Annotated in this window: 8 protein-coding genes; 1 reads left to right on the top strand and 7 read right to left on the bottom strand. The window is 73.8% G+C overall.

What is annotated here, in order from left to right:
• Positions 1-85: 85 nt before the first annotated feature.
• Positions 86-976 carry an alpha/beta hydrolase gene (locus KYK13_RS37860; protein WP_223640154.1) on the top strand — a complete coding sequence of 297 codons (891 nt, stop codon included), beginning with the start codon at positions 86-88 and terminating at the stop codon, positions 974-976.
• A gap of 1 nt (position 977) precedes the next feature.
• Here the strand turns inward: KYK13_RS37860 and KYK13_RS37855 are convergent, their stop codons facing one another.
• The 7 genes from KYK13_RS37855 to KYK13_RS37825 form a co-directional block, all read right to left on the bottom strand.
• A complete protein-coding gene (locus KYK13_RS37855; protein ID WP_223640151.1) occupies positions 978-2,426 on the bottom strand; it encodes a reverse transcriptase family protein in 1,449 nt (482 codons plus the stop codon).
• A 399-nt stretch (positions 2,427-2,825) separates the two neighbouring features.
• Positions 2,826-4,685 carry an SWIM zinc finger family protein gene (locus KYK13_RS37850; RefSeq protein WP_223640148.1) on the bottom strand — a complete coding sequence of 620 codons (1,860 nt, stop codon included), beginning with the start codon at positions 4,683-4,685 and terminating at the stop codon, positions 2,826-2,828.
• The gene (locus KYK13_RS37845; protein ID WP_223640146.1) at positions 4,682-11,215 is read right to left on the bottom strand and encodes a HEAT repeat domain-containing protein; all 6,534 of its coding nucleotides are present in this window, start codon (positions 11,213-11,215) and stop codon (positions 4,682-4,684) included. Before KYK13_RS37845 ends, KYK13_RS37850 begins: the two co-directional genes overlap by 4 nt.
• 12 nt (positions 11,216-11,227) lie before the next feature.
• Entirely contained in the window at positions 11,228-13,957 is a 2,730-nt protein-coding gene (locus KYK13_RS37840) for a hypothetical protein (RefSeq protein ID WP_223640143.1), read from the bottom strand.
• Positions 13,958-14,011: 54 nt separating this feature from the next.
• Positions 14,012-17,386 carry a carboxypeptidase regulatory-like domain-containing protein gene (locus KYK13_RS37835; RefSeq protein WP_223640140.1) on the bottom strand — a complete coding sequence of 1,125 codons (3,375 nt, stop codon included), beginning with the start codon at positions 17,384-17,386 and terminating at the stop codon, positions 14,012-14,014.
• 394 nt (positions 17,387-17,780) lie between these two features.
• Positions 17,781-20,972, bottom strand: a complete 3,192-nt coding sequence (locus tag KYK13_RS37830) for an AAA family ATPase (protein WP_223640137.1) — start codon at positions 20,970-20,972, stop codon at positions 17,781-17,783.
• Positions 20,969-22,219: a DNA repair exonuclease gene (locus tag KYK13_RS37825; protein ID WP_223640134.1), complete on the bottom strand. Its 1,251-nt coding sequence runs from the start codon at positions 22,217-22,219 to the stop codon at positions 20,969-20,971. Before KYK13_RS37825 ends, KYK13_RS37830 begins: the two co-directional genes overlap by 4 nt.
• Between the last annotated feature and the right edge of the window lie 12 nt (positions 22,220-22,231).

Raw genomic sequence — 22,231 nt, 5'->3', positions numbered from 1 at the left:
TCTAAGTGTTCGGGCGGTGCCAACACAAGCCGGGCCCGAGGCCCTGGCCCCGGTGCAGCTCGCTTGCTGTCGAAGAGGGACGGACATGGCTGGTGGGGTGTTGAAGCGGATCCGGTGGGGGCGGGTGCTGGGGGTGTTCGTGTTGCCCTGGCTGCTGGTGGCGCTGGCGCTGGCAGGCCGCGCGGCGTGGCGCTCGGAGCAGTACTTCCACTACGCGAAGCCCGCGGCGGTGCTGCCCCCGGACTTCGGTGACGCTCGCGAGGTGACGCTGCGCACGGATGACGGGGTGGAGCTGCGGGGCTGGTACCTGCCGTCCCGGAACAGGGCGGCGTGGGTGCTGGCGCATGGCCTGTCCCAGACGCGCATGGACCTGATTCCAGAGGCCCGCGCGCTGCGTGACGGGGGCTATGGCGTGCTGCTGTTCGACCTGCGCGCGCATGGACAGAGCGGCGGCGAGACGTCCACCTGGGGCGACAAGGAGCGCCAGGACGTGCGCGCGGCGCTGGCGTATGTGCGGGCGCAGCCGGAGGTGGATCCGGCTCGCGTGGGGGCGCTGGGGTTCTCCATTGGCTCCGCGGCGGTGGCGGAGGTGGCGGCGAAGGACCCGCAGGTGGCGGCCGTGGTGCTGCTGTCCCCGTTCAACACGCTGTGGCTGGCGGCGGCGTATGACTTCCGGCGCTTCGGCTTCGTGACGCAGACGGGGGCGCTGGTCCCGTTCTGGCGGCGGGGGATTGCCTTGGAGGAGGTGCGGACGCTCGACGCGGTGGACCACATCAAGCCCCGGCCGCTGTTCGTCGTCGCGGGGACGGAGGAGTCCGGCCAGCCGCTGTTGGATGAGCTGTTCACGCACGTCGCGCCGTACGCGCAGACGTGGCGCATCGCTGGCGCGTCGCATGGCAACTTCGCCGCGACCGCGCCCACGGAGTATCCGCGACGGTTGCTGGAGTTCGCGGATGCGGCGCTGAAGCCCCGCTGAGCTATGCCTGGGGGGGCGGGGCGGCTTCGAGCTTCGCGAGCTCATCCAGGTACATGCGGCCCTTCACCGGGTCCGTCATGTGGATGAACGCCGCCATGCCCTTGAGCTGCTCCAGCGACTCACCGTCGCGGCCCGGCTTGCCCTTCAGGCGGTTGTGGATGGCCGCGCGCAGGCGGCGCACCACGTCGCGGGGGACTCGGGCGGCGGGCGTGCCTTCCTTCGCCTCGTTCACCACGAGCCCCGTGACGCGCTGACGGCTGCCCTTGCGCGCGACCCGCGTCTTGTCCGGGTGCACCGTGAAGCCCTCGGCTTCCACCACGTCCTTCACCCTCGCGAGCAGCACCGCCACCGGGGCTCCCTGCGCCCGGCGCGCCTTGGGCGCCTTCGCCTTCGTCCAGGAGAAGGTCAGGTCGTCCGCGTAGCGCGTGTAGGTGAAGCCCAGCTTGCGCGACAGCGCCGACAGCCGCTTGTCCAGGCGCAGGCACAGCGCGTTGGTGATGGCGGGGGAGGTGGGGGCTCCCTGTGGCAGGGCCCGCGGTCCCTTCGCCACGTGCAGCGTCTTGCCCCGGAAGGACATGCGCTCGCGCGGGGCCTCCGTGGACATCAGCGCCAGCAGCGTGGAGGTGTTCTCCGGCAGGCCGCCCTTGCGCAAGAGGCCCTTCACCCGGCGCCACGTCACCGAGGGGAAGAAGTCCTTCAGGTCCACCTTCACCACCACGTCCGCGCCCTGGTGCGCCAGCGCGTTGGTGAGGATGGAGCGCCCCGCCACGAAGCCGTGCGCCGCGCCGTGCACCGGCAGCCGCTCCACGACGTTGGAGAGCACCCAGCGCTGAGCTTCCTTCAGCTCCGGCTTGGGCGAGGTGATGGTGCGCTCGCCGCCCGTGCGCTTGGGGATGCGCCACGTCACGTAGTTCGAGCCCGTGTCCACGTCGCGGTGGAACGCGAAGCCGCGCAGCTTGGACACGCTCAGGCCCAGCGCCTTCGCCAGGTCCTCCGCCGAGCCCAGCGCGGGCATGCCGTTCTGGCGCGCGCGCTCCTCGCGGTGCTCCAGGTCGAACTTGTCCGGCAGGCCGGCTTCGTTCCAGTAGATGCCCACGCCCAGGTGGTTCACGTGCGTGGCCTTCCACGCCTCGTGGGCCTGGCGCTCCAGCGCGCGGCGCTCCACCGCTTCGGCCTTCTTCTTCGCCTTCCAGGCGGCCTTCTGCTTCTCGTTCAGTGAGGAGAAGTCCACCTCGTCCGCGAGCGCGCCCTGCGACTGGAGCTGCGCGCGCACCCATTCGTCCGTGCCGCCGGCCTCGGTGATGGCCTTCCAGCGCGTGACGAGGGCGTCGTGCGCGGCCTTCGCGGCCTCGCGCTTCGCGACGGTGTTGGGGGCTGCAGCCGCAGGCGTGACTTCGGGAGCGGCCTGCGGCGGGGCGGCGGGGACGAACGACTCCATCTTGGCGGTCATCGAGTTACCTTCGACGGGCGCGGCGGCTCAGGGAGGGGCGACGGAGACGAATTCGAGCGGTCGAGGGAGGCCAGGAAGGCACCACCAGCTCACCTGGGGCACGGTAGCCTCACCGGCTCTCCCCTCCCGAGCACTACCGTCGGGGTGGGAAAACGGCGGCTGCGTCGTTGGTTCCGCTTCCCGCCCCGACGGTAGTGCTCGGGAGGGAGAGAGCCAAGAACAGGCTACCTTGCGGAGAGTGTCCAGCATTCCAACCAGAACGGCGCAACGCCGTTCCCACGCTCGAGGCGTTGAGGCTGATGCGGTCCAGACCTCTCTCGACCACTCGCTATTCGATTTTCGTCCGGCGCCACCATCCTTCCGGCCGCCCCGTCGGCGGCCGGGCCGTTGAGTGAGTGTTTACACCAGAGTCGAGGCCGCGTCGATGTAGCCGTCCGCGGTGAGTTTCTCCAAACGGCTGAAGTACGCCGTCCGGGCTTCCGTATCCGTGTCGAACCAGAGGCGCTGGTGGCGCGAGTCGCCCAGGCGGGGCCCCCAGGTGAGGGCCACCACCTTGCCGTCCAGCGACACGCGATACACCTGCTCCAGGCCCGTGTTCGGGTCGCGGCGCACGTAGGCCCGCGTCTCCGCGCGGATGAGCTTGCGGCCCTCCGGCGTCTGACGGAGCGCCTCCTCCTCGGCGCGGCGGCGCGCGTACGCCAGGCGCAGCGCGAGCATGTGCTCGCAGGGGCCTTCGCGCAGGCCGGAGCGGCGGAAGTGCGGGCAGCCGCAGCTCGCGTCCTTCACGCGGCCCTCCAGGTCCAGGGTGAAGCTGGGGAAGAAGCTGCGCACCGCCTCGCGGTCCACCACTTCGCCCTGGATGCGCGTGCCCTCGCCGACGAGGTCGTGCACCTGGGTGAGCTTCACTTCGCCGGCGCCCGGGCCGCCGTCGCCCAGCAGGCGGTGGGCGCGGGCCTCGCGCTCGTTGCCGTAGCGCAGCGCGGCCTCGTCCACCGGGGTGGGCATCAGCTCGCGCGGGCGGTAGGCGCCGCGGGCCACGTCGAAGAGGACGCGGCCCCGCAGGCATTCGAGCTGGAGCGCGGCGCGCACCTGGTCCTTCGGTGCTCCTGCGTCCTTCGCCAGCACCTCGAACGCGAGGGGCCCGTCCTTGCGCAGGCGGTTGCGCAGCGACTCCGCCAGGCCTTCCGGCACGTCACGCGGCATCAGCGCGTCGAAGGCGGCGGCGCTGGACCAGCCGCTCTCCGTCCAGCCGGTGAGCCCCAGCGTCAGCGTGGCCGCGCCCAGGTCGATGACCCAGAACACCGGCAGGCCCGGACCCAGGAGCTGCACGTGCACGCCCTTCGCGTGGGGCAACAGGCGCGCGAGCGCGGCGAGGCGCTGACGGCCGAAGGTGCGCACCACCGCGGGCGCGCTGCCCGTGTACGCGCCGCCGTGGCACTCCAGCACCTGCTCCCAGGGCTCCAGCACCAGCCGGGGCGGCGCGCCGGGGACCAGCTCGAAGCGCAGCGCGCGGGGCGCCTTCTTCGAGCGGCGGGTGCGCAGCGCGAAGAGCAGGTTGTACAGGTCGATGGGGGCGATGGAGCAGGTGGTGGCCGGCAGCGTCGCGGCGGACTGCACCTGGAGGAAGCCTCGCAGCCACGCGTGGGGGACCTCCACCGTGCGCGGGGCGCGGGGCTCCGCGACGGGCGTGGGCTTCGCCGTGGGGGCGACGTGGGCCTCCAGCATCACCGGGGCGTAGGCGCGCAGGCGATCCAGCCGGGCGGGCAGGTCCTGCGGCACGTCCAGGAAGGTGGAGCCGTGCGCGGCCTGGCGCTGGTCGAAGAGGCTGTTGTCGAAGGCGAGGCGCGCGTAGGCGCTCTCGTCGCGGGAGAAGACCTCCAGCGAGACCTGATCCGGATCCACCGTGAGGACGGGGTCCAGGACGGCGTCCTTCTTCTCCTCGCCCTCCAGCGCGTTGTCGAGGAAGGCCTTCTGGGCCTCCCAGATCTGCGCGCTGGCGCGCTTGCCCTGCTTCATCAGGTACGCGAGGTACGCGGTGCGGTCGCGGCCCCGGTAGCGCAGGTCGCTGGAGAGCACCGCGAAGGCGGCGGCCAGCGCGTCGCGGAAGAGGGTGGGGTCCTTCACCTGGCCACTGACGCCCACGGTGCCTCGCGAGCCCTCCAGGGCCAGCTGCACGCGCGAGGCGTCCGGCGTGACGACCACGTCGCTCTGCGCGGCGTAGCTCAGCGCGACGGGGTGACGTGCGGTTGCGGTGCTCACGACGGTTGACCTTCCTTCCGGGCGCGCTCAGCGGCCCGGCGTGCACGTTTGTGGGCGCGGTAGGCCGCCTTGCGCAGCTCCACCGACTGCGACTTGTCGAACGCCGCCGTCTTCAGCAGCGCCGCGGCTTCGTCTCCGCCCAGGCGCCCCAGCGCGGCCCAGGCGTCCTGCCGCACCTCCGGCTTCGGGTCGGAGGCCACGGTCTGGAGCGGCTTCAGGTCCTTCTTCGCCAGCAGCGCGGGGACCGCGAGTCGGCGGGCCTCGCTGGACGTGAGCGCGGACGGGGCCACCTTCTCGCCCGTGGGGCCCAGGGCCACCGGGTCGAAGGGCTTCACCTCCAGCGCCCAGGTGGCCGCCTCGCCAGGCACCAACGCGGCCAGCACCGACGCGGCGGCGGCGCGCACGGCGGCGTCCGGGTCTCCGAGCGCGGTGCGCAGGGCCTGCGCTTCGTTCGTGGCCTTCAGTCGTCCCAGCACTCGCGCCGCCTCCTGGCGCACGGCGGCGGGGGCCTGGGCCTCGCCCTTGCGGAGGATTTCGGCGGAGGTCGCGACCAGCTCCTTCGCGCCCAGCCGTGAGCCCGCCCAGAGCAGGCGCTCCCAGGCGGCGGCCAGCGGCTCCCTCTTCGAGGGCTGCGCGGTGGCCCACGCGGTGGCGGTGCGCCGTTCCGCGGCCACGAGCGCGCGGGTCAGCCCGGCGGTGTCCACGGCGCCAGCTTCGCGCGCGTCACCCGTCCAGGTGCCCACGAGCCGCGCGGCCTCCTCGCGGGCCTCCGGCTTGTCATGGCCGAACAGGGCGATGACCTCCGGCACGGGCATGGCGCCGCGACGGGCGAGGCCCCGGCGCAGACGGAGGCGCAGCTCCCGGTTCTCCAGCGTGGCCAGGCGGGGCACGAGCAGCGCCGGGTCGCCTTCGCTCGCCAGGTAGGTGGCGGCGGGCTCGGAGATGTCCTCGTGCTCGCTCTGCACGGCGAGGAACTCCACCCGCGTGCGCTCCTTCGGGAAGAGGACGTCCAGCGCCTTGCGGGCAGCGGCGCGCAGGTCGTCGTCGGCCTCGTTCAGCGCGGCGGCCAGCGCGGGCTCGGCGGCCGGGTCCCCGAGCTTGCCGAGCTCCTCCGCCACCGTGCGGCGCACGTCGTCGTCCGTCTCGATGTCGGCGAGCAGGGCCTCCAGCTTCACCCGGGCGCGCTCGCCGCCCAGGGCGCGCAGGCCGCGCACACCGGCTTCCTGGCGCAGGAAGACGTTGCCGTCCGTGGCCGCGGCTTCCACCTTCTCCTCGATGCGGCGGCGCTCCTCGCCGTCGGGCATCCGGTTGGCGAGCCGGCCCAGGGCCTCGATGGCGGCGACCACCATGTCCTCTTCCGCCGGTGCGTCCGGGGTGCCTCCGGCCGCGACCGTCTCCAGCTCGGAGAGGGCGCGCACGTCGCCCAGGGTGCCCAGGCCGAGCAGGGCCCGGCCTCGCTCGTGCGGCTCACCGGCGCGCGCGTACAGCAGCAGGGGACGCAGGGCGCTGGCGCGGCGCTGGTGGGCCACGCCTTCCGCGGCGGGCAGCATCAGCTCGCGGGCTCCGGCGCGGAGGATCTCCTCCAGCGGCTCCACCGCCGCGCCCTGTTCCACCACTCGCTTCGAGTAGTGCTCCACGGCCGCCGCGCGCACGGTGACGTCGCGGTCGTTGAAGAGCTGGACGAGCAGCGCGTCCTGGCCCTCGTTCCTGCCGTGCTCCAGCTCCTGGGCGGCGGCCCTGCGGACCTCGGGGTCCTGGCTCTTCACCGCCACGCGCAGGAAGCGCACCGCGAGCGCCGCGTCGCGCTTCTTCAGGTCGCGCTCGTGCTCCTCGAGCTTCTCCTGCTCCGGCGGCCACGTGAGCTCCATCGCGGCGGTCACGCAGGCGAGGCGCACCGACGGGGCCTCGTCCTCCACGCTCTGGCGCGCGAGCACGTCCAGCGCGTCCGCGCGGTGCGTGCGTCCCAGCGCCGCCACCAGCCGGGTGCGCTCCGGGCTCTCCGGGGCCACCGTCAGGCGCGCGGCCAGGGCGGCCACGGCGGCGGAGGTCCCCAGACGGGCCAGCGCCTCCTGTGCGCGGCAGGCCACGGCCGTCGTCTCCGAACGCAGGAAGGTGCCCAGCACCTCCACCGCCCGGTCATCGCCCCGGAACGCGAGCAGCTCCGCGGCGCGCAGCCGCAGGTCCTCGTGCTCGCTGCCCATCGCGCGGCCCAGGGCGTCCGTGACGCGCGGGTCGTTGGCGCCCGCGAGCCGCTCAATCACACCGACGCGCAGGTCCGCGTGCTCGCTGCCCAGCGCGGCCAGCAGCGGCTCCAGGCTGCCCGGCGGGCTCAGCTTCTCCAGCAGCTCGAAGGCGGACTTGCGCACCTCCGGCAGCGGCGAGTTGAGCGCGGCGGCCACTCGCGGACGGGCCTTGTCCCCGCGCTCCGCCAGCTCCTCCAGCGCCGCGCGCGCCACGTCCGGCGACAGCGAGGCCAGGGCCAGCGCCAGCGGCTCGTCGCTGCCGGCGGGGTACAGCTCCTTGAGGCCCGCGAGCGCGGCCCGGCGCACCAGTTGGTGCGGATCCTCCAGCGCGCGCAGCAGGGCGGCCACGGCGGCGGACGTGCCCGCGTAGCCCTCCTGCGTGAGCTTCACCACGCGGTCCACGGCGTCGCGGCGGACGCGGTGGCCTTCCTCGTCGCCCGCGGTCACCTGCCGCAGCAGGCCCACGTAGGCGCCGAAGGCGAGGCGGCGCAGGTGCTGACGCTCCGCCTGGGTCGCGCTCTGCGGCGCGCCGGTGCCCGCGCCTTCCGCTGGCTTCACCGCGGAGAAGAGGCGGCGCAGCCAGCTCTTGCCCGTGGCGGAGGCCGTGCCCTGCTTCTCCGGCGTGGACGGCTGGATGACGTGCGCGGCGCCGTCGGCCGTCTCCGGCTTCCAGGGGGCCTGGAGCGAGCTGGGCCGCGCGACCTTCTGCGCCTCGCGGAAGTAGTCCAGCGGCTTGTTGCGCAGCAACAGCACCTGGGCCGCCGCGTAGCGCTGCTCCGGCTGACCGCTGGAGAGCGCCTCGGCGAGGCCAATCACGCGCTTCGCCCGCTCTTCCTCCGCGGGCCAGTCCTTCATGTCGCCGGCCTTCTCCGGACGCGGCGGCAGCAGCACTTCGACCAGGTGCGCGCGGTAGGCCTCCGGCTCCGTGCGCAGCTCCAGCGCGCGGGCCGCGGCGTAGCGCACCTCCGGACGGCCGCTGGACAGCGCGCTCGTCAGCAGGTCCGGCGGTCCGCCCTCGCGGCTGGCGCGCAGGTCTCGCGCGAGCACGATGGCGAACACCATCTCCTGCACCTCTCGCGAGGAGTCCTCCAGGCCGTGCAGCAGGCCGCCGTCGCCCTCGTGGCCCAGGGCCGCGAAGGCGAGGATGGCGCCCAGCCGGATGGGCAGGTGCTCATGGCGCAGATTTCCCGTGAGCACCGGCAGCGCGCGCACGTCACCCAGGCGCGCCAGGCCGTCCGCGGCCCACGAGCGCGCCGCCACCAGCGAGTGGCCCAGCGCGTCCAGCAGTGCGCCCTCGTCGCCCCGGCGGCTGGCCGTGGCGAGGCCGCGCGCTCCCTGCTCCTGGAGCTCCGTCAGCTCGTTGGGCAGCAGCGTGGTGGCGTAGAAGCCCAGCAGGCGCCGCGAGCCGAGCGTGGCAAGCGCGCGCGACGCGCGGATGCGCAGGGGGACCAGGAAGCCGGGCGGGTACATCCGCTCCAGGTCCTTGTCCGTGATGAGCCCGCGCATGGGCTCGATGATGTCCTCCGCGCCGCGCGGGGCGAGCAGCTCCGCGGCCCGCACGCGCACCGGCAGCGCCGACGCCGCGATGCCCGCGAGCAGCGGTCCGTTCTCGTGGGGGATGAGCTTGTCCAGCGCCTCGAGCGCCGCGACCGCCACCTCCAGGTGTTCGTCCTGCACGCGCTTGAGGAGCGCGGAGCGCAGGGGCTCCGCCGGGGCGTGCACGGAGGCCTTGGCGGCCTTCTCGCGAAGGGCCGGGTGCGTGGTGTTGAGCGCGGCCAGGTGCGGCTCCGGCTTCTCCTTGCCGGCCAGCTTCACCCACGCCTCGTAGGCGGCGGTGGCCACGCCCACGTCGCGGTCCTCCACGGACTTCTTCAGCCGCTCCAGCGCCCAGTCTTCCGTCCCGCGCTGCGCGAGCACCTCCACCGCGCGGGTGCGCAGGTCCGGGAAGCGGCCCGCCAGCGCGCGGTCCAGCGCCTTCACCGGCTCCTGGTCGTTCCAGGCCCAGAGCGTGCGGAAGGCCTCGCCGCGCACCTTGGCGGACTCGTCCTCCAGCGCGTCGCCGAGCAGTCCCTCCGCGCCCTCCGCCTTCGCGCCCAGCTTCACCAGCCGGTCCAGGCCGCGCACGCGCACGTCCTCGTGACCGGAGCGCAGCGCGGCCTCCGCGGCGGACAGCGGCGCGTCCGCGTCCAGCGCCACCACGGCCGACAGCGCCGCCGCGCGCACGTCCCCGTCCGCGTCGTCCAGCATCCACACCAGCCGCTCGCGGGCTCGCGGATCCTGCAGCGCCTGGAGCGCGGTGGCCGTCTCGCGGCGGATGGTGGCGTCGGCCTCGCGCGACAGCTGGAGCAGCGCGCCCAGGGCGCGGCCGTCACCGAGCTGCGCCAGCACGCGCGCGCCACGCACGGCCGTGTCCGGCATGCGGCAGGCCATGGCGGCGAGCAGCGGCTCCAGGTCCGCCTCCGTCAGCGCCGCGCCCGCGGCCGCCTTGCCGAAGAGCTGCTCGCGCGAGGCGGCCATCTCCGCGTCGGTGGTGAACTTCGCCTCCGCGTCCCCGGCCGCGCGCTTGCGCTGGACCGTCAGCATGCGGGTCACCTCCCGCACCGTGCGCGCGAACTCCTCGTCCCTGGCCTCCAGCGTGGCGGCCAGCGCGCGGCGCTCCAGCACGCGCACCGCGAAGGCCACGCGGCGCACGTCCCGGTCCGCGTCGTCCAGCGCGCGCGCCACCAGCGGCTGCAGGTGCGGATCTCCCAGGAGGCCCGCCACGGACGCGCGCAACAGCACCTCCACCTTGAGGGCCGCGGGGCCGCGCTCGAACGCGAGCTTCAGCGGCTCCGTGCTGCCCTTGGGCGACACGGTGGTGAGCGCGTCCAGCGCGGCGGTGCCCACCTCCGGGTGGGCGTCCGGCAGCTTGCTGGCGATGAGCCCCGGCACCAGCGGCGACGCGCTGCCCACCTTCGCCAGCAGGCGCAGGCCCTGCACGCGCGTGTCCACGAAGCGCGAGTCCAGCGCCGCGCGGGGGGCCGCGAGCGGGGACTCCGTCTCCAGCTTCACCAGCGCGTCCAGCGCCGCGGCGCGCACCGTCTTGTCGTCGTCGTTGAGGCGGTCGCGCAGCTTCGGCCGCGCGGCGGTGCGGCCATGGTTGCCCAGCTCCGTGGCCGCCAGCCGGCGCGCCGCGATGTCCTTGTCCGAGGCCAGCACGCCCAGGACGAAGTCCAGCGCCTCCGGCTCCTGGAGCGCCACCGCCTCCTTCACCGCGGCCTCGCGGCGGGGGAGGGCGGCCTTCAGCGCCTCGTTGAAGGCGTCGAAGCCGTGGCCGTACGCCGTCGTCTCGTCCGTGGGCTTGCCGTCCGTGCCCAGCGTGATGCGGGTGACGCGGCGGTCCTCGCCGCCCACGAAGAGGTAGCCCAGCAGCTGCTTCGCCTGGCGCGGGTTCGCCGGGGGCGCGAAGGCCACCGCGTGGAGGGCCTTGCTGCCCAGCTCGAAGGTGCGCGGCTTGCGGCGCTCGTCCAGCCGCCAGACCTTCAGCCTGCCGTCGCTGCCCACGGACGCGATGCGCTCCGCCGGATCCTGGCCGGGCTCCGCCTGCGGCGTGGGCGGGAACACCAGCCCCAGCACCGCGCCCGCGTGGCCGCTGTCCTTGTCGCCGCGGACCTCGAACTCCACCGCGCCGACGAGGTAGCCGATGCGCAGCTTGCCGTCGTCACCCGCGGAGACGAGCCGCCCGTCGCGAGGCGTGAAGGCCAGCGCCCGCACCGCGCCCTCGTGGCCCGGCATGTCCCGGCGCGCGTCCGTCCCCACCGTGAACGAGCGCACCACGCCGTCGTCGCCCGCGCAGGCCACGTACGTGTGCGTGGGGTCCACCGCCACCGCGCGCAGCGGCTGCGAGGACGCGCTCCACTCCTTGAGCTTGCGCGTGCTGTCCCAGTCCCACGCGCGCACGAAGCCGTCCGCGCCGGCCGTGTAGAGCGTCTTGCCGTCGGGGCTCGCCGCCACCGCCGTGCAGCCGCCCGGGTGCGCGTTGTGGAGCTGGAACTTCACGGTGCCGTCGGTCAGCGAACCGAAGCGCACCGTGCCGTCCGCGCCCGCCGCGGCGAACTGCTCGCCGGAGAGCGCCACGCCCAGCACGTGGGCGGGCAGGGGGCTGGTCCACAGGACCTTGTTGTTCGCGGCGTCATACGCGGTCAGGCGGCTGTCCGCGGCGGCGCGGGTGCCGCCCACGATGAGCAGGCGCGCATTGGCGGCGAGCGCACGGACCTTCTCGATGTTGCCGATGGAGAGGTTGGCCATGGTGTCGTTGTCCTAGATGCCGCCGAGCTGCACGCCCGGGTGTGCCGCACGCAGTTGCACCAGCGAGGCCAGGCAGCTCTGCCACTCGCCCTTCGCCACGGAGCCGGTGAACTCGCCCAGCACGGGCGCCACCACGCGGGCGAAGCTCTCGTCTTCCAGGCCCAGGTCGCGCACCAGCTCCACCACGCGGCGCTTGGCCACGCTCGCGGACAGCCGGCGCTGCACGTCGCCTTCACGCGCTTCCTTCGCGCGCCCGGGCGGCAGGCCGAACATCATGCGCCGGAGGAACGTGCGCAGCGCCTCCACGTCGCTGAAGCGCGTGGTGCCGCCCGCCTCGCGTTCGTCCTTGCCGCCACCTGCGGGCTTCCAGCCCTCCGGCAGGTGCAGCGGCCGGTGCTTCTCCCAGAGCAGGCGCACCGCGAACAGGCCCACCTCGCGGTCCGCGCTCTGCATCAGGCCGGACAGCCGCTCCGCGCCGCCCAGCCGCGCGTAGTGCCGGCGGATGAGCTCCACGGCGACCTCGCGCGTGCTGCGCTTGGTGGACTCCGTGAGCGCGAACACCTTGCCCGCGTCCAGCTCCTCCGGCTGGAGCGTATGGCGCGCGTCCGCGCCCGGCTCGCCCGCGTTGAGCAGGGCGTCATAGGCCAGGTTGCGGATCTCCTTCGCGTCCGAGTCCGCCAGCTCGTACACGCGCGTCTGGTAGCCCCATGCGCGCAGCTCCGAGCGGGCGATGGTCAGCGCGAAGCGGCGCACGTCGTCGCGCGCGTCGAAGAGGGCCGGCCACAGCCGCTCGGCCGTGTACGCCTTGCGCGGCGCGCGGGGGCGCAGCTCGTAGGACTTGGACTCCGGCTGCTCCGGCCCGATGCCCGGGTGGTGGCAGCGCAGGTACATCTGCGCGAACGCGCGCACCGGCGGCGGCTGCTTCGCGCCCAGCGCCAGGTCGAACAGGCGCTCCAGGCCCGCGTCCGCGTCGCCCGTGTCGCTGAAGTCCGCGGGCACCACGTTCGCCAGCAGGTAGCGGTGCGCGAAGTCGTGCAGCTGCGGATCCGCCCGCCGCGCCAGCGCCAGCAGCCAGGGCACCGTGAGCTGCCGCGCGGTGAAGAGCTTGCGGTTGCCGAGCAGCTCCAGGGCCGTGCTCCGGTACTTCCCACTGAAGACGAGCGCCTTCACGCGCTCCACGTCCAGGCCCGGCAGGCTGTCCGCGCGGGTGAGCCACTGCGCGGCCTGACGGCCCAGGCGCGGGTGCGCCACCAGGTCCAGCAGCCACTGCGGCCCGATGTCCGCCGGCTTGTAGGTGGACAGGGCCTTCATCGCCACGTCCTCCACGATGCGCTGGCGCGACGAGCGCTCCTTCGCCTCCGTCAGCGTCACCTTCCAGAAGTCCGCCGGCAGCTCCCCGGCCGCGTACTTCGTGGAGACGTAGTTCTTCGCCCAGTTGAGCTGCTCCTGCGTGCCCCAGAGCAGCTCGCGCAGGAAGTCGTGGGTGATTTCGGCGCGGTCGAAGGACTGCTCCAGCGACCTCGCCGCGAACGCGGCGGTGGGCTTGGAGTTGAGCAGCCGGCCCAGCAGCGGCAGGCCCAGGTCGCGCGGCTTGTGCTTCTCCAGGGCGGCGGCGGCGAACTTCTTCACGTCGTCCTCGCCCTTCTCCACCAGGTCCGCCAGCCGGTCCGCGGGCAGGTCCTGCGCGTGGCCGCGCGCGTACTCGATGGCGTAGGCGCGGGCCTTGTCGCTGGGGGAGAAGAGCAGCGCGAGCACCGCCTCATGCAGCCCGGCCGCGCGCAGCTTGCCCTGGTGGAAGTCCGGCGAGCCCTGGAGCGTCTCCACCAGGAAGTCGTGCGCGCTGCCCAGCGGACGGCGCGCCAGGCGGTCCAGCCACGCGGGCGTCACCTTGCGCAGCGCCTCCGGGAAGTCCTTGCGCAGGCCCTGGATGGCGAACTTCGCGGCCGGGTCCGACTGGCACGTGTCCAAGAGGCGCATCAGCGCGTCCGGCGAGCGCTTCCACGCGTCCGGATACATGCGGTGCTTCACCATGTCGGCGGGCGGCTGGATGGAGAAGCGCGACGCCGTGTAGCCCTTGGTGTTGTGCGCCCAGACGTGGTGCGCCACCCAGCACTGCGACCACGTCGTCTCCGGGTCGTAGTGCCGCAGCACCTCCACCGCGAACTGCGGGTAGAGCTCCGGCACGGCCGCGCCCAGCTGGCGCAGGAAGCGCCAGGCCCGGCGCTGGAGGTAGGTGAGGGTTCCGCCGCCGACCTCGCGGTTGCGGCGGCCGCCGCGCTCGGTGTCGAAGCGCCAGGCCAGCACGCCGAACATCTCCGCGTCGTGGCGCGTCTCCGACAGCTTGTAGATGCGCTTGAGGCCCGCCCACAGGCCGAACCTCAGCGGCGCTTCCTTCACCAGCGTGATGAGGGCGGCTCTCGCGGGCTCGGTGTTCTTCTCATAGAGGGACACCAGCAGGTCCGCGAGCAACAGGCGCGGCGGCAGCGGCACGTCCTTCTGCGCGAGGAAGCGCTGCCACGCCTCATGCGACCCCTGGCGGCGGCCCGGCTTGTCGTCGCGGGCGCGCGCCTGCTCCAGGAGCTGCTTCAGCGCGTCGAAGGAGAGCGCGCCCTGCGGCAGCGGCGTGTCCGACGGACGGTCCGGCTGCTCGAGGAAGGCCAGCACGGACTCGGCCAGGTCCGGTGCCTCCGCCCTGGCCAGACGTTCGAGGTCTGCTGCGCTCAGCGCGTCGCTCGGGGTCATGCGTGGGGTTTAACACAGCTTCCCAGCCCCGCGAGGCATGTCGGACCCGCCGCCTCACCACGGCAACGCGGGGACCTCCACCTCCTGCACGTCGCCCGCGCCCACCGTCACGTCCTCGCGGAAGGACAGCCAGCGTCCCTCATGTTCTCGCAACACGAGAAGCGTGTAGGTCCCGGGAGGGAGGAAGCGCCAGACATTCCCGCGCAAGGTCTCGGGCATGACCGCCAGTTCGCGCAGCCACTGCACCTCCACGGCCGAGGTTGACTCGGAGGGGGCCGGGATGCGGCCCGGGATGAGGTAGGGCGTGCCCTGCGCTCCGCGCTCGCTCCAGCGCAGCGTCAGCCGGGTGCCCTTCGTTGATACCGGCAGGTCCATCCGGGTGACGCGTTGAGGCTCGACGTGCACGAGCTGGGGGAGGGCGGTGATGAAGTTCCTGCCCGCGAGCTTCACCGCGTAGTCGCCCGGCTTCAGGTCCCGGAACAGGGCCATGCCGTTGCCTGCCTGGGCGAACTGTAGTTCTGCCGGGTCCGTTTTCGAGATGGCGCTCAGGGTGGACGACACCGGGTTGCCCTGGGCGTCCCGCACCGCGACCTCCAGGCGGGTGGCGGCCGGGAGGCGCAGCTCGAGCGTGTCCTCGGTGGGGCCCACCGTGCGCTCCAGTGACGCGTGGGTCGACTCCTGCACGGTGAGCACATAGGGCCGGGGCTCCACGGCGGGCAGCTGGAAGGTGCCGTCCGGGCCGGTGAGGGTGTCCGCGAAGGACTCGGCGTGCTCCGCGTTGGCGACGTCCTGCTGGGGCAGCGACAGCGAGACGGTGACGCCGGCCAGCGGGGTGCCGGTGGCGTCGTCCACCACGCGGCCCTTGATGGCGTGGCCGGTGTCCACGCGCACCGTGCCCAGGTCCACGTCGCGGCCGGCGGGGACGTCCACGTCGCGCTGGGTGAGGGCGTGACCGGGCACCTCGAAGGTGAGGTGCTGGGGGCCGGGCTCGTTCACGAAGAGGGTGAAGGCGCCCTTCGGGTCGCGCACGGCCTCCTCGTTCACGGTGAAGCGGGTGATGGGCGTGCCGTCCTGCCGCACCAGCCGGCCGGTGACGCGGCCCTGGTAGGCCATGACGATGCGCACGTCCATGTTGCCCGCGCGGGCCATGACCTTGGGGCCCTCCTGGTCCTCCATCCACCGGTCGATGCGGTCGCTCATCTCCTCCGCGGTCTCGTCATGTGGCCCGAGGACGGAGGTGTCGTCATGGGGTGCGCCGGGCGGCCGGGGAATGGCGTAGCCCCGCTTCATCGCCACCAGCTCGTAGTCCCAGTCGCGCGCCAGCGGCTCCAGGACGAAGCGGCCGTCCGGGCCGGTCACCGCGGAGAGGGGGGAGTACGAGCGGCCGTCGCTGTCTGGGTCCTCCTTCGCGGTGGCGTCCACGGAGACGCCCGCCAGGGGCCGGCCTTCCGTGTCCACGACGATGCCGCCCACCCGGCCGTCCAGGTCCATGCGCAGCGCCAGCTCCACCGTCTCCGAGCCCCGCAGCACCACGCGGTCAGGCACGCGGCGCTCGTAGCCGCCGGTGGTGGCGCGCATCCACGCGATGTAGGTGCCCGGGGGCAGGCCCTGGATGACGAAGCGGCCGTCCTCGCCCGTGGTGCCCGCGAAGGTGCGGCGTTCATCCTCGTCGTCCGGGGCTTCGTCTGGAGCTTCGTCCGGACTTTCGTGAGGGCGCCTCGGCGGCGCTTCCTCCTGCTGTCTCACCAGGGAGACGTCCACCTCGTTGACGGGCGTGCCGTGCGAGCTCGTCACGGTGCCACGCACCGTGGCGCCCGAGTCCAGGACCAGCTTCAGGCCGGACGTGGGGGCCCGGGCCTGGAGCTGGCGCGGCAGGTAGCCCTCGGCCTCGACGGTGAGGGTGCCGGAGAGGGGCTGGTCCACCTTGATGGCGAAGTGGCCTTCCGCGTCGGTGGTGGCGTCGAAGGTGAGGGGCGCCTCGATGCGCGGGTGCATCACGATGAAGGAGCGCTCTTGCAGGGGCGGAGGCGCGCCCTCCGGACGCTTCCGGGGCGGTGGACGCAGCGACAGGGAGACTTCCGCCAACGGCTTGCCCGCGGCGTCGGTGACATGGCCCTCCACGAGGACGGCGGGGGAGAGGACGAACTCCAGTGGGGGGCCGCCCGCGGTCACGGTGCGGACCGCGGTGAGGTCCAGCATCCGGTCCGCCTCCACCTTGAAGGTGTAGTCGTGGGCCTGGAGGGGGCCCAGGCGCACGCGGCCGTCCGCGCCGGTGGTGCCGAGCTCCTGGAAGACGAGGGTGCCGAAGTGCTCGGTGAGCTCATGGGGAAGTTCGGTGCTCACCTCGGCGTTGGCCACGGGGGCGCCGGCGGAGTCGCGCACGGTGGCCTCCACGAAGAAGGAGGTGCCCAGGCGCAGCGTCACCTGGACCTCGCGCTGGTCCTCCGTGACCTTCACCGCCTCGCGCGCCTGGAGGCCGCCCTGCTCCGCCTCCAGGGTGTAGTCGTCAAGGGACAGGCCGTCGAAGGTGAAGTGCCCCTGGGCGTCGGTGGTGGCGACGCGCTCACCGCCGACCTCCGTGACGGTGGCGCCGGCGACGGGCTGCTCCCCATCCACCACCGTGCCCACGATGCGCCGGGGCGCGAACAGCACGATGTCCTCCGGCAGGGCGGCCGGGGCCACGTCCTCCATCCACTCGGAGAGCGTCCCGGGGTGGGCGGCGAGGAGGCTGTAGGTCTCCTCGGTGGGCAGCGGGCCCAGGGAGAAGCGGCCGTCCGCGCCCGTTTTCGTCTCGAAGGAGCGCGCCGTGCCCGTGTGCAGCAGGGTCACCCGGGCCTGGGCGAGCGGGGCGCCGTCCTCGTCCACCACGCGGCCGGTGAGCGTGTGGCTGGACTGGAGTTCCAGCGTCACGTCCCGGGTGCCGGTGACGACGCCCTCCAGGAGCCCCGCGCCCTGCGAGCCCAGGGCCCAGAGGGCGACCTTTCCCTGGGGCAGTCCCTCCAGGGTGAAGGTTCCGTCCCCGGCGGAGGTGGTGCGCGACAGGACGAAGGCGCCGCCCCGGCGGGCCTCCACCAGCTCCCGGACCCAGCGGAGGGCGGCGGCGGATTCGCAGTCCGCTGAGACCAGGGAGACGCCAGGCGAATCCGGGTCGCACGGCAGCTCCGTCAGGGTCTCCCCGGGGAGGCCCACGGAGGCGGAGACTTCGATATTGGCGACGGGGTTTCCCTGGAGGTCGACGACGCGGCCCCTGACCTGGAGGGCGCCCTGGGGAGGCGGGGGCGGTGTGGCGGGGAGCTGCCGGCGGTCGGCGCGGGGGGCGGGGGGCGGGCTGGACGCCGGTGGGGTGGGGCGCAACCCCCAGAAGGCCCCGGCTCCAATGAGGAGCAGGAGCACGCCCCCTCCGATGACCATCGCCGACGGCTTCCGCATGGCGCCCCTCCAGGGTGGGCGACTGTAGCAGGAGGGCTGACGCAGGCCTTGGCGCGGCCCGTCAGGTTGGTCGCTTCAGAGGCGACGGCGAAAAAAAGCAGGCCCACGCCAAGGTTTTTGGCGGCCGACGTATTTGAAGTCGAGGTGGGGATGCTGGGGGCAGAGCCACCGGGATCCAAGGGCTCGGGACGCAGAGCGGACCGGGCAGAGGGGGACACGGGTTTCGGGGGTCGATCTTCCGGGACTCAAGGTTTTTGGCAGTCGACGTCTTGAAGGAAAAGCAGGACGGATGCGGAGCTTTGGGGGCCGCATCCGAGAGGGGGACCCCTCGGGGGAGGGGTTGAGTTACTGGGAGCGCGTCGAGGGGGCGCGCTCCCAGTATTTTTTTGTGCGCCTACCCACCGGAGACGACCCGCAGACCTTCGCGGGGCGACTTCGAGGCGCCGGGCAGCTCCAGGACGTGGGCGCCCTCCGCTTCGAAGTGCTCGCGCAGCCACGGGTGGCAGGTGAAGGCGATGACCTGGTGGGCTTCCGCCAGCCTCGCGAAGAGCCGCACCGCGCCCCGGGCCCTTTCCGAATCGAAGTTCACCAGGACGTCGTCCGTGATGAGCGGCAGCGCGCCCCGCGTCTCTCCGAAGTCACGGATGACGGCCAGCCGGAACGCGAGGAACAGCTGCTCCCGCGTGCCTCGCGACAGCTGCTCCGCGCCCCAGTCCTTCGTCCCGTCGCTCACCCTCAGCTCGCGCGCGTCGCCGGCCGGGATGAAGACGCGGCGGTAGCGCCCCGCCGTCAGCTCCGAGAACAGCTCGCTGGCCCGTTGGATGACGCGCGGCTGCTGCTCCTCCTCGAACCTCCGGCGCGCGCGGCCCAGCAGCGCCAGCGTCAGCCGATCCGCCGCGTAGCGCGTGGCCAGCTCCGCCGCCTTCGCCCGCAGCGTCTCCTCCTGGATGCGCAGCCTCGCTACGCGGTCGTCGTTCTCCCACTGCGACAGCTGCGTCTTCAGGCTGCCCTGCTCCGTGAGCACCGCCTTGTGCCGTTCGCCTTCCGTCCGGTGGCGCTCGCGCAGCGTGGCGAGCTGGTCCTTCAAGCCCGCCTCACCGCCCGCCGCGTGCACCGCTTCGCGGGCTGCCGCCTCGTCCAGCCCCGTGAGCGCCTGCACGCGCTGGCCGTGCTCCCGGACCCGGCCCATCAGCTCCGTGTACCTGCGCGCCTGCACCGCGCGGCGGCGGAGGGTGGCTTCGTCCTGGCATCCGCCTTCCGCGAGCAGCGCCTCCCAGGCCTGGTCCTCGTCCAGCACCAGTTGGTCCAGCCGCGCCTTCTCCGCGAGCAGCTCGCCGCGCTGGCCGTCCAGGTGCCGCTGATCCGCCGCGCGGGAGCGCACCTCCTCCAACGCCACGGACACGCGCGCGGCCACGGTCTCCGCGGGGCCCGGCGGCAGGCCCGCTGCCCGGGCCTCCTGGAGCAGCCGCGCCGTCACCGCCTCGCACGCGGTCTCCGCCACGGTGAACTCCTCTTCGTCCGTGCGCAGGTCCAGCAGCCGCTGCCGCAGCGCCGCGGCGTCGTGCCACAGCGTCAGCGCCGAGGCCGCGGAGAGGGTCTCCGGGAAGCTGCGCGCCACCAGGAACGCCGCCCACTCCTCGCGCAGCACCTCCTCGCGCTGGCTCGCGCGCAGCCGCGCCTCCTCCGCGCGCTGGTCCTCGTGCACCGCCGCGTCCCAGGCCGTGCGCAGCGCGTCCTCTTCGCGCAGGAGCAGCTCGCGCCGCTCGGCCTGCGTCAGCAGCTCCGCGAGCTGTGACTCCTGCGCGGCCAGGTCCGCGAGCGACGCGCCCGGAGACAGCCCCGCCGCGCCGGAGGCATGCAGGAGCTCCCGCTGGAGCAGCTCCTCGCGCGCGCTCATCGCCGCCTGCGTCGAGCGGAAGCGCTCCTCCTCCTGCTGCCGCCAGCGGTGCCGCGCCGCCTGCGCCTCCAGGCTGGCCTGCCGCGCCGCCTCCACGCGATGGCGCACGAACAGCAACAGCCCCACCAGCAACAGCCCGCCCACCGCGCACAGCCCGCCCACCGACGGACCCGCGAGCCACGCCGCGAGCGCCGCGAACCCCAGCGCCACCAGGGCCGCCGCCACCACCCACGACAGCGGCAGCAGCGAGCGCATCGGCACCGCGTCCGTGGGGGCCCGCACGCCGTCCATCTGGCGGCGCTGCTCCATGCGCTGCTCGGCCAGGCGCTCCAGGTCCCCGCGCGCCGCGCGCATCCGCCCCACCGCCGCCTGCCGCTGCCGCACCTGCGCGGGCCGCGCATCGGGAAGGGTCTCCACCTCCGCCTGGACCCGCGACAGGGCCGCCGCCAGCCGCGCCCGCTCCTCACGCGTGCGCGCCTGCTCCGCCTCCGCCTGCGCGAGCGCCGCGTCCGCCGCATCCAACCGCGCCGCGAGCGACTCCAGCTCTCCCCGCGCCCGCGAGCCCAGGTCCAACGCGAGCAGCCCGCCCGCGTCCACCGCGAGCCCCAGCTCTCCCAGCGACTGCTCCAGCTGCCGCCGCCGCGACGTGAGCGCCGCCCTGCGCGCGGGCAAGCCGCGAAGCTGCTCCGAGTGGCCGGAGTACGTGGCCAGCGCCGCGCGCAGGGACTCGGCGCGTTCACGCACGGGCCAGGGCGCCGCCAGCCGCTCCCGGGCCTCCTCGATGGGGGTGAGCCTCTCGTGCAGCTGCGCCTGCTGGGCGCGGTACATCTTGCGCCGCTGGAGCACGTCCTCCAGCCGCGTCTCCGCGCCCGGCGGGAAGGTGTCCAGCGCCGGCAGCGTGGCCAGCTCCGCCCGGTCGCGCGCGAGCACCGCCAGGTCCGCCAGCGCGGACTCCAGCCGCGAGGCGTGGTCCAGCGCGTGCTCGGTGTGCTTGCGCGCCACCTCCAGCGCGTGGCCCTCCGCGACGCGCTCCGCCAGCAGGTCGCGCGTGGAGAAGTAGAGCGCGGGCCGGTCCCCCGCCTCTCGCAGCCTCTGCTGCACCTCCTCCAGGTCCTTCATCACCAGGTTCAGTTCCTTCTTCTGGCCGCGCGGCAGGTACAGCGCTTCCGAGTCCTTGCGCAGCCGCTCCACCGCCTCCGGCAACCGCCGGGCGCCCTGCATGCCCGCGGCGAACAGCGCCTCCGACACGCCTTGCTGCTGCGCGAGCCGCTGGAACGAGGACAGCTCGTCCAGACGGAAGGCGAACACCTCGTAGAACAGCTCGCGCGGCACGTCCGCCAGCGCCTGCTCCAGCAAGGTCTCCGGCAGCGGCTGGCCCTCGGGGCCGCGCACCGTGAGCGCGCCCTCCGACGCGCGCTTGCCACCGTGGCGGCGCACCACCAGCGGGCCGGCCGCCGTGTCCAGCCACAGCTCTCCGCCGAAGAGCGCGCCCTCCGGTTCGTAGCGCTCCGGCTGGCCGCGCTTCTCGAAGCCGAACAGCACGCCGCGCAGGAACGCCAGCAGCGTGCTCTTGCCCGCCTCGTTGGGCCCGTACAGCAGCGTGAGCCCCGGGCCCGGCGTCCCCGAGTAGCCCCGGAAGTGCCCGAAGCCGTCCACCTGGAAGCGGGTGATGCGCAGGCCCGGCTTCATGATGCCTCCTCGTGGAGCTGCTCCACGCCGCGCTGCCCGGCCTGCGCCACCAGCTCCGGCCGCGGCGCCTCCAGCGCGTCCACGCCCAGCCGCTTGAGCCGCTGCCCCAGCGTCGTCAGGTCCTCGTCGTCCCACAGCGCCGCGAGCGCCGCGCCGTCGTGGGACAGCGCCTCCGCCTCTTCCAGCAGCGTGCCCAGGAAGCCGCCTCCGGCGCGCACCGCCTCCAGGTCCACCTCCGGCCGGCTGCCATCGCGCAGCGACTCCAGCAGCACCGGCGGATGCGCCCGCGCCAGCCGCTCGCGCAGGTCCGCTTCCAGCTGCGTGCGCGCTCCGGGCCGCGCAAGCTCCCGGTGCAGCGGCCCGCGTCCGGCCAGCGTGAGGCGCACCGCGTGCCCGTCGAAGTCCTCCGCGCACCGCGACTCCACGACCTCCGTGGCCACCGCCTGGAGCATGTCCAGCGACGTGACGCCCGCGAGCGGCACGTCCAGCCGGTGCCACCGCACGCGATCCACCGGCACGAACCGCCTGCGCGCGACGCCGTCCTCCACGTCCACCACCACGCAGCCGCGCTCGCCCGTCTCGTGCACGTGCCGGCCCTGCGGGTTGCCCGGGTACACGGCCACGCCGCCTCCGGGCAGCAGGTGCTCCGCGCGCGTGTGCACGTGGCCCAGCGCCCAGTAGTCCAGCCCGCCCGCCGCCAGGTCCGCGGCCGTGCAGGGCGCGTAGTTCGCGTGGCCCGCGTCGCCGCCCAGGTTCGCGTGCAGCAGGCCCACGCTGAAGTGCTCGCCGGTGCGGCGGAACCTGGCGGACAGGTTCTCGCGCACCTCCACGTCCGGATAGGACACGCCCTGCACGTGGCACAGGCGCCGGCCCTCGCGTCGCACCTCCACGTCCTCCCACTCCGGGCCGAACACCTTCACCGACGCGGGCAGCCCCAGCGTGCCGGTGTCGCCGCTCAGCGGATCATGGTTGCCGTGGACGATGAAGGTCTGGATGTCCGCGCGGTCCAGCCGCGCCAGCTCCGCGCGCAGCGCCAGCCGGGCGCGCACCGAGCGGTCCTTCACGTCGAACAGGTCCCCGGCCAGCAGCAGGAACGTCACGCGCTCGCGCAGGCACACGTCCACGATGCGCGCGAGCGCATGGAAGGTGGATTGCTGGAAGCGCTCCAGGAGGGGGCCGTGCGTGGCCACTCCTCGGAATGGCGTGTCCAGGTGGAGATCCGCGGCGTGCACGAAGGAGAAGCGCATCGTGCGCCCACC

Source organism: Corallococcus sp. EGB, assembly GCF_019968905.1.
In the GTDB taxonomy this organism is placed as follows: Bacteria; Myxococcota; Myxococcia; order Myxococcales; family Myxococcaceae; genus Corallococcus.
The sequence above is the reverse complement of the archived record's forward strand: the minus strand, read 5'-3'. Positions and strand labels throughout refer to the sequence as shown.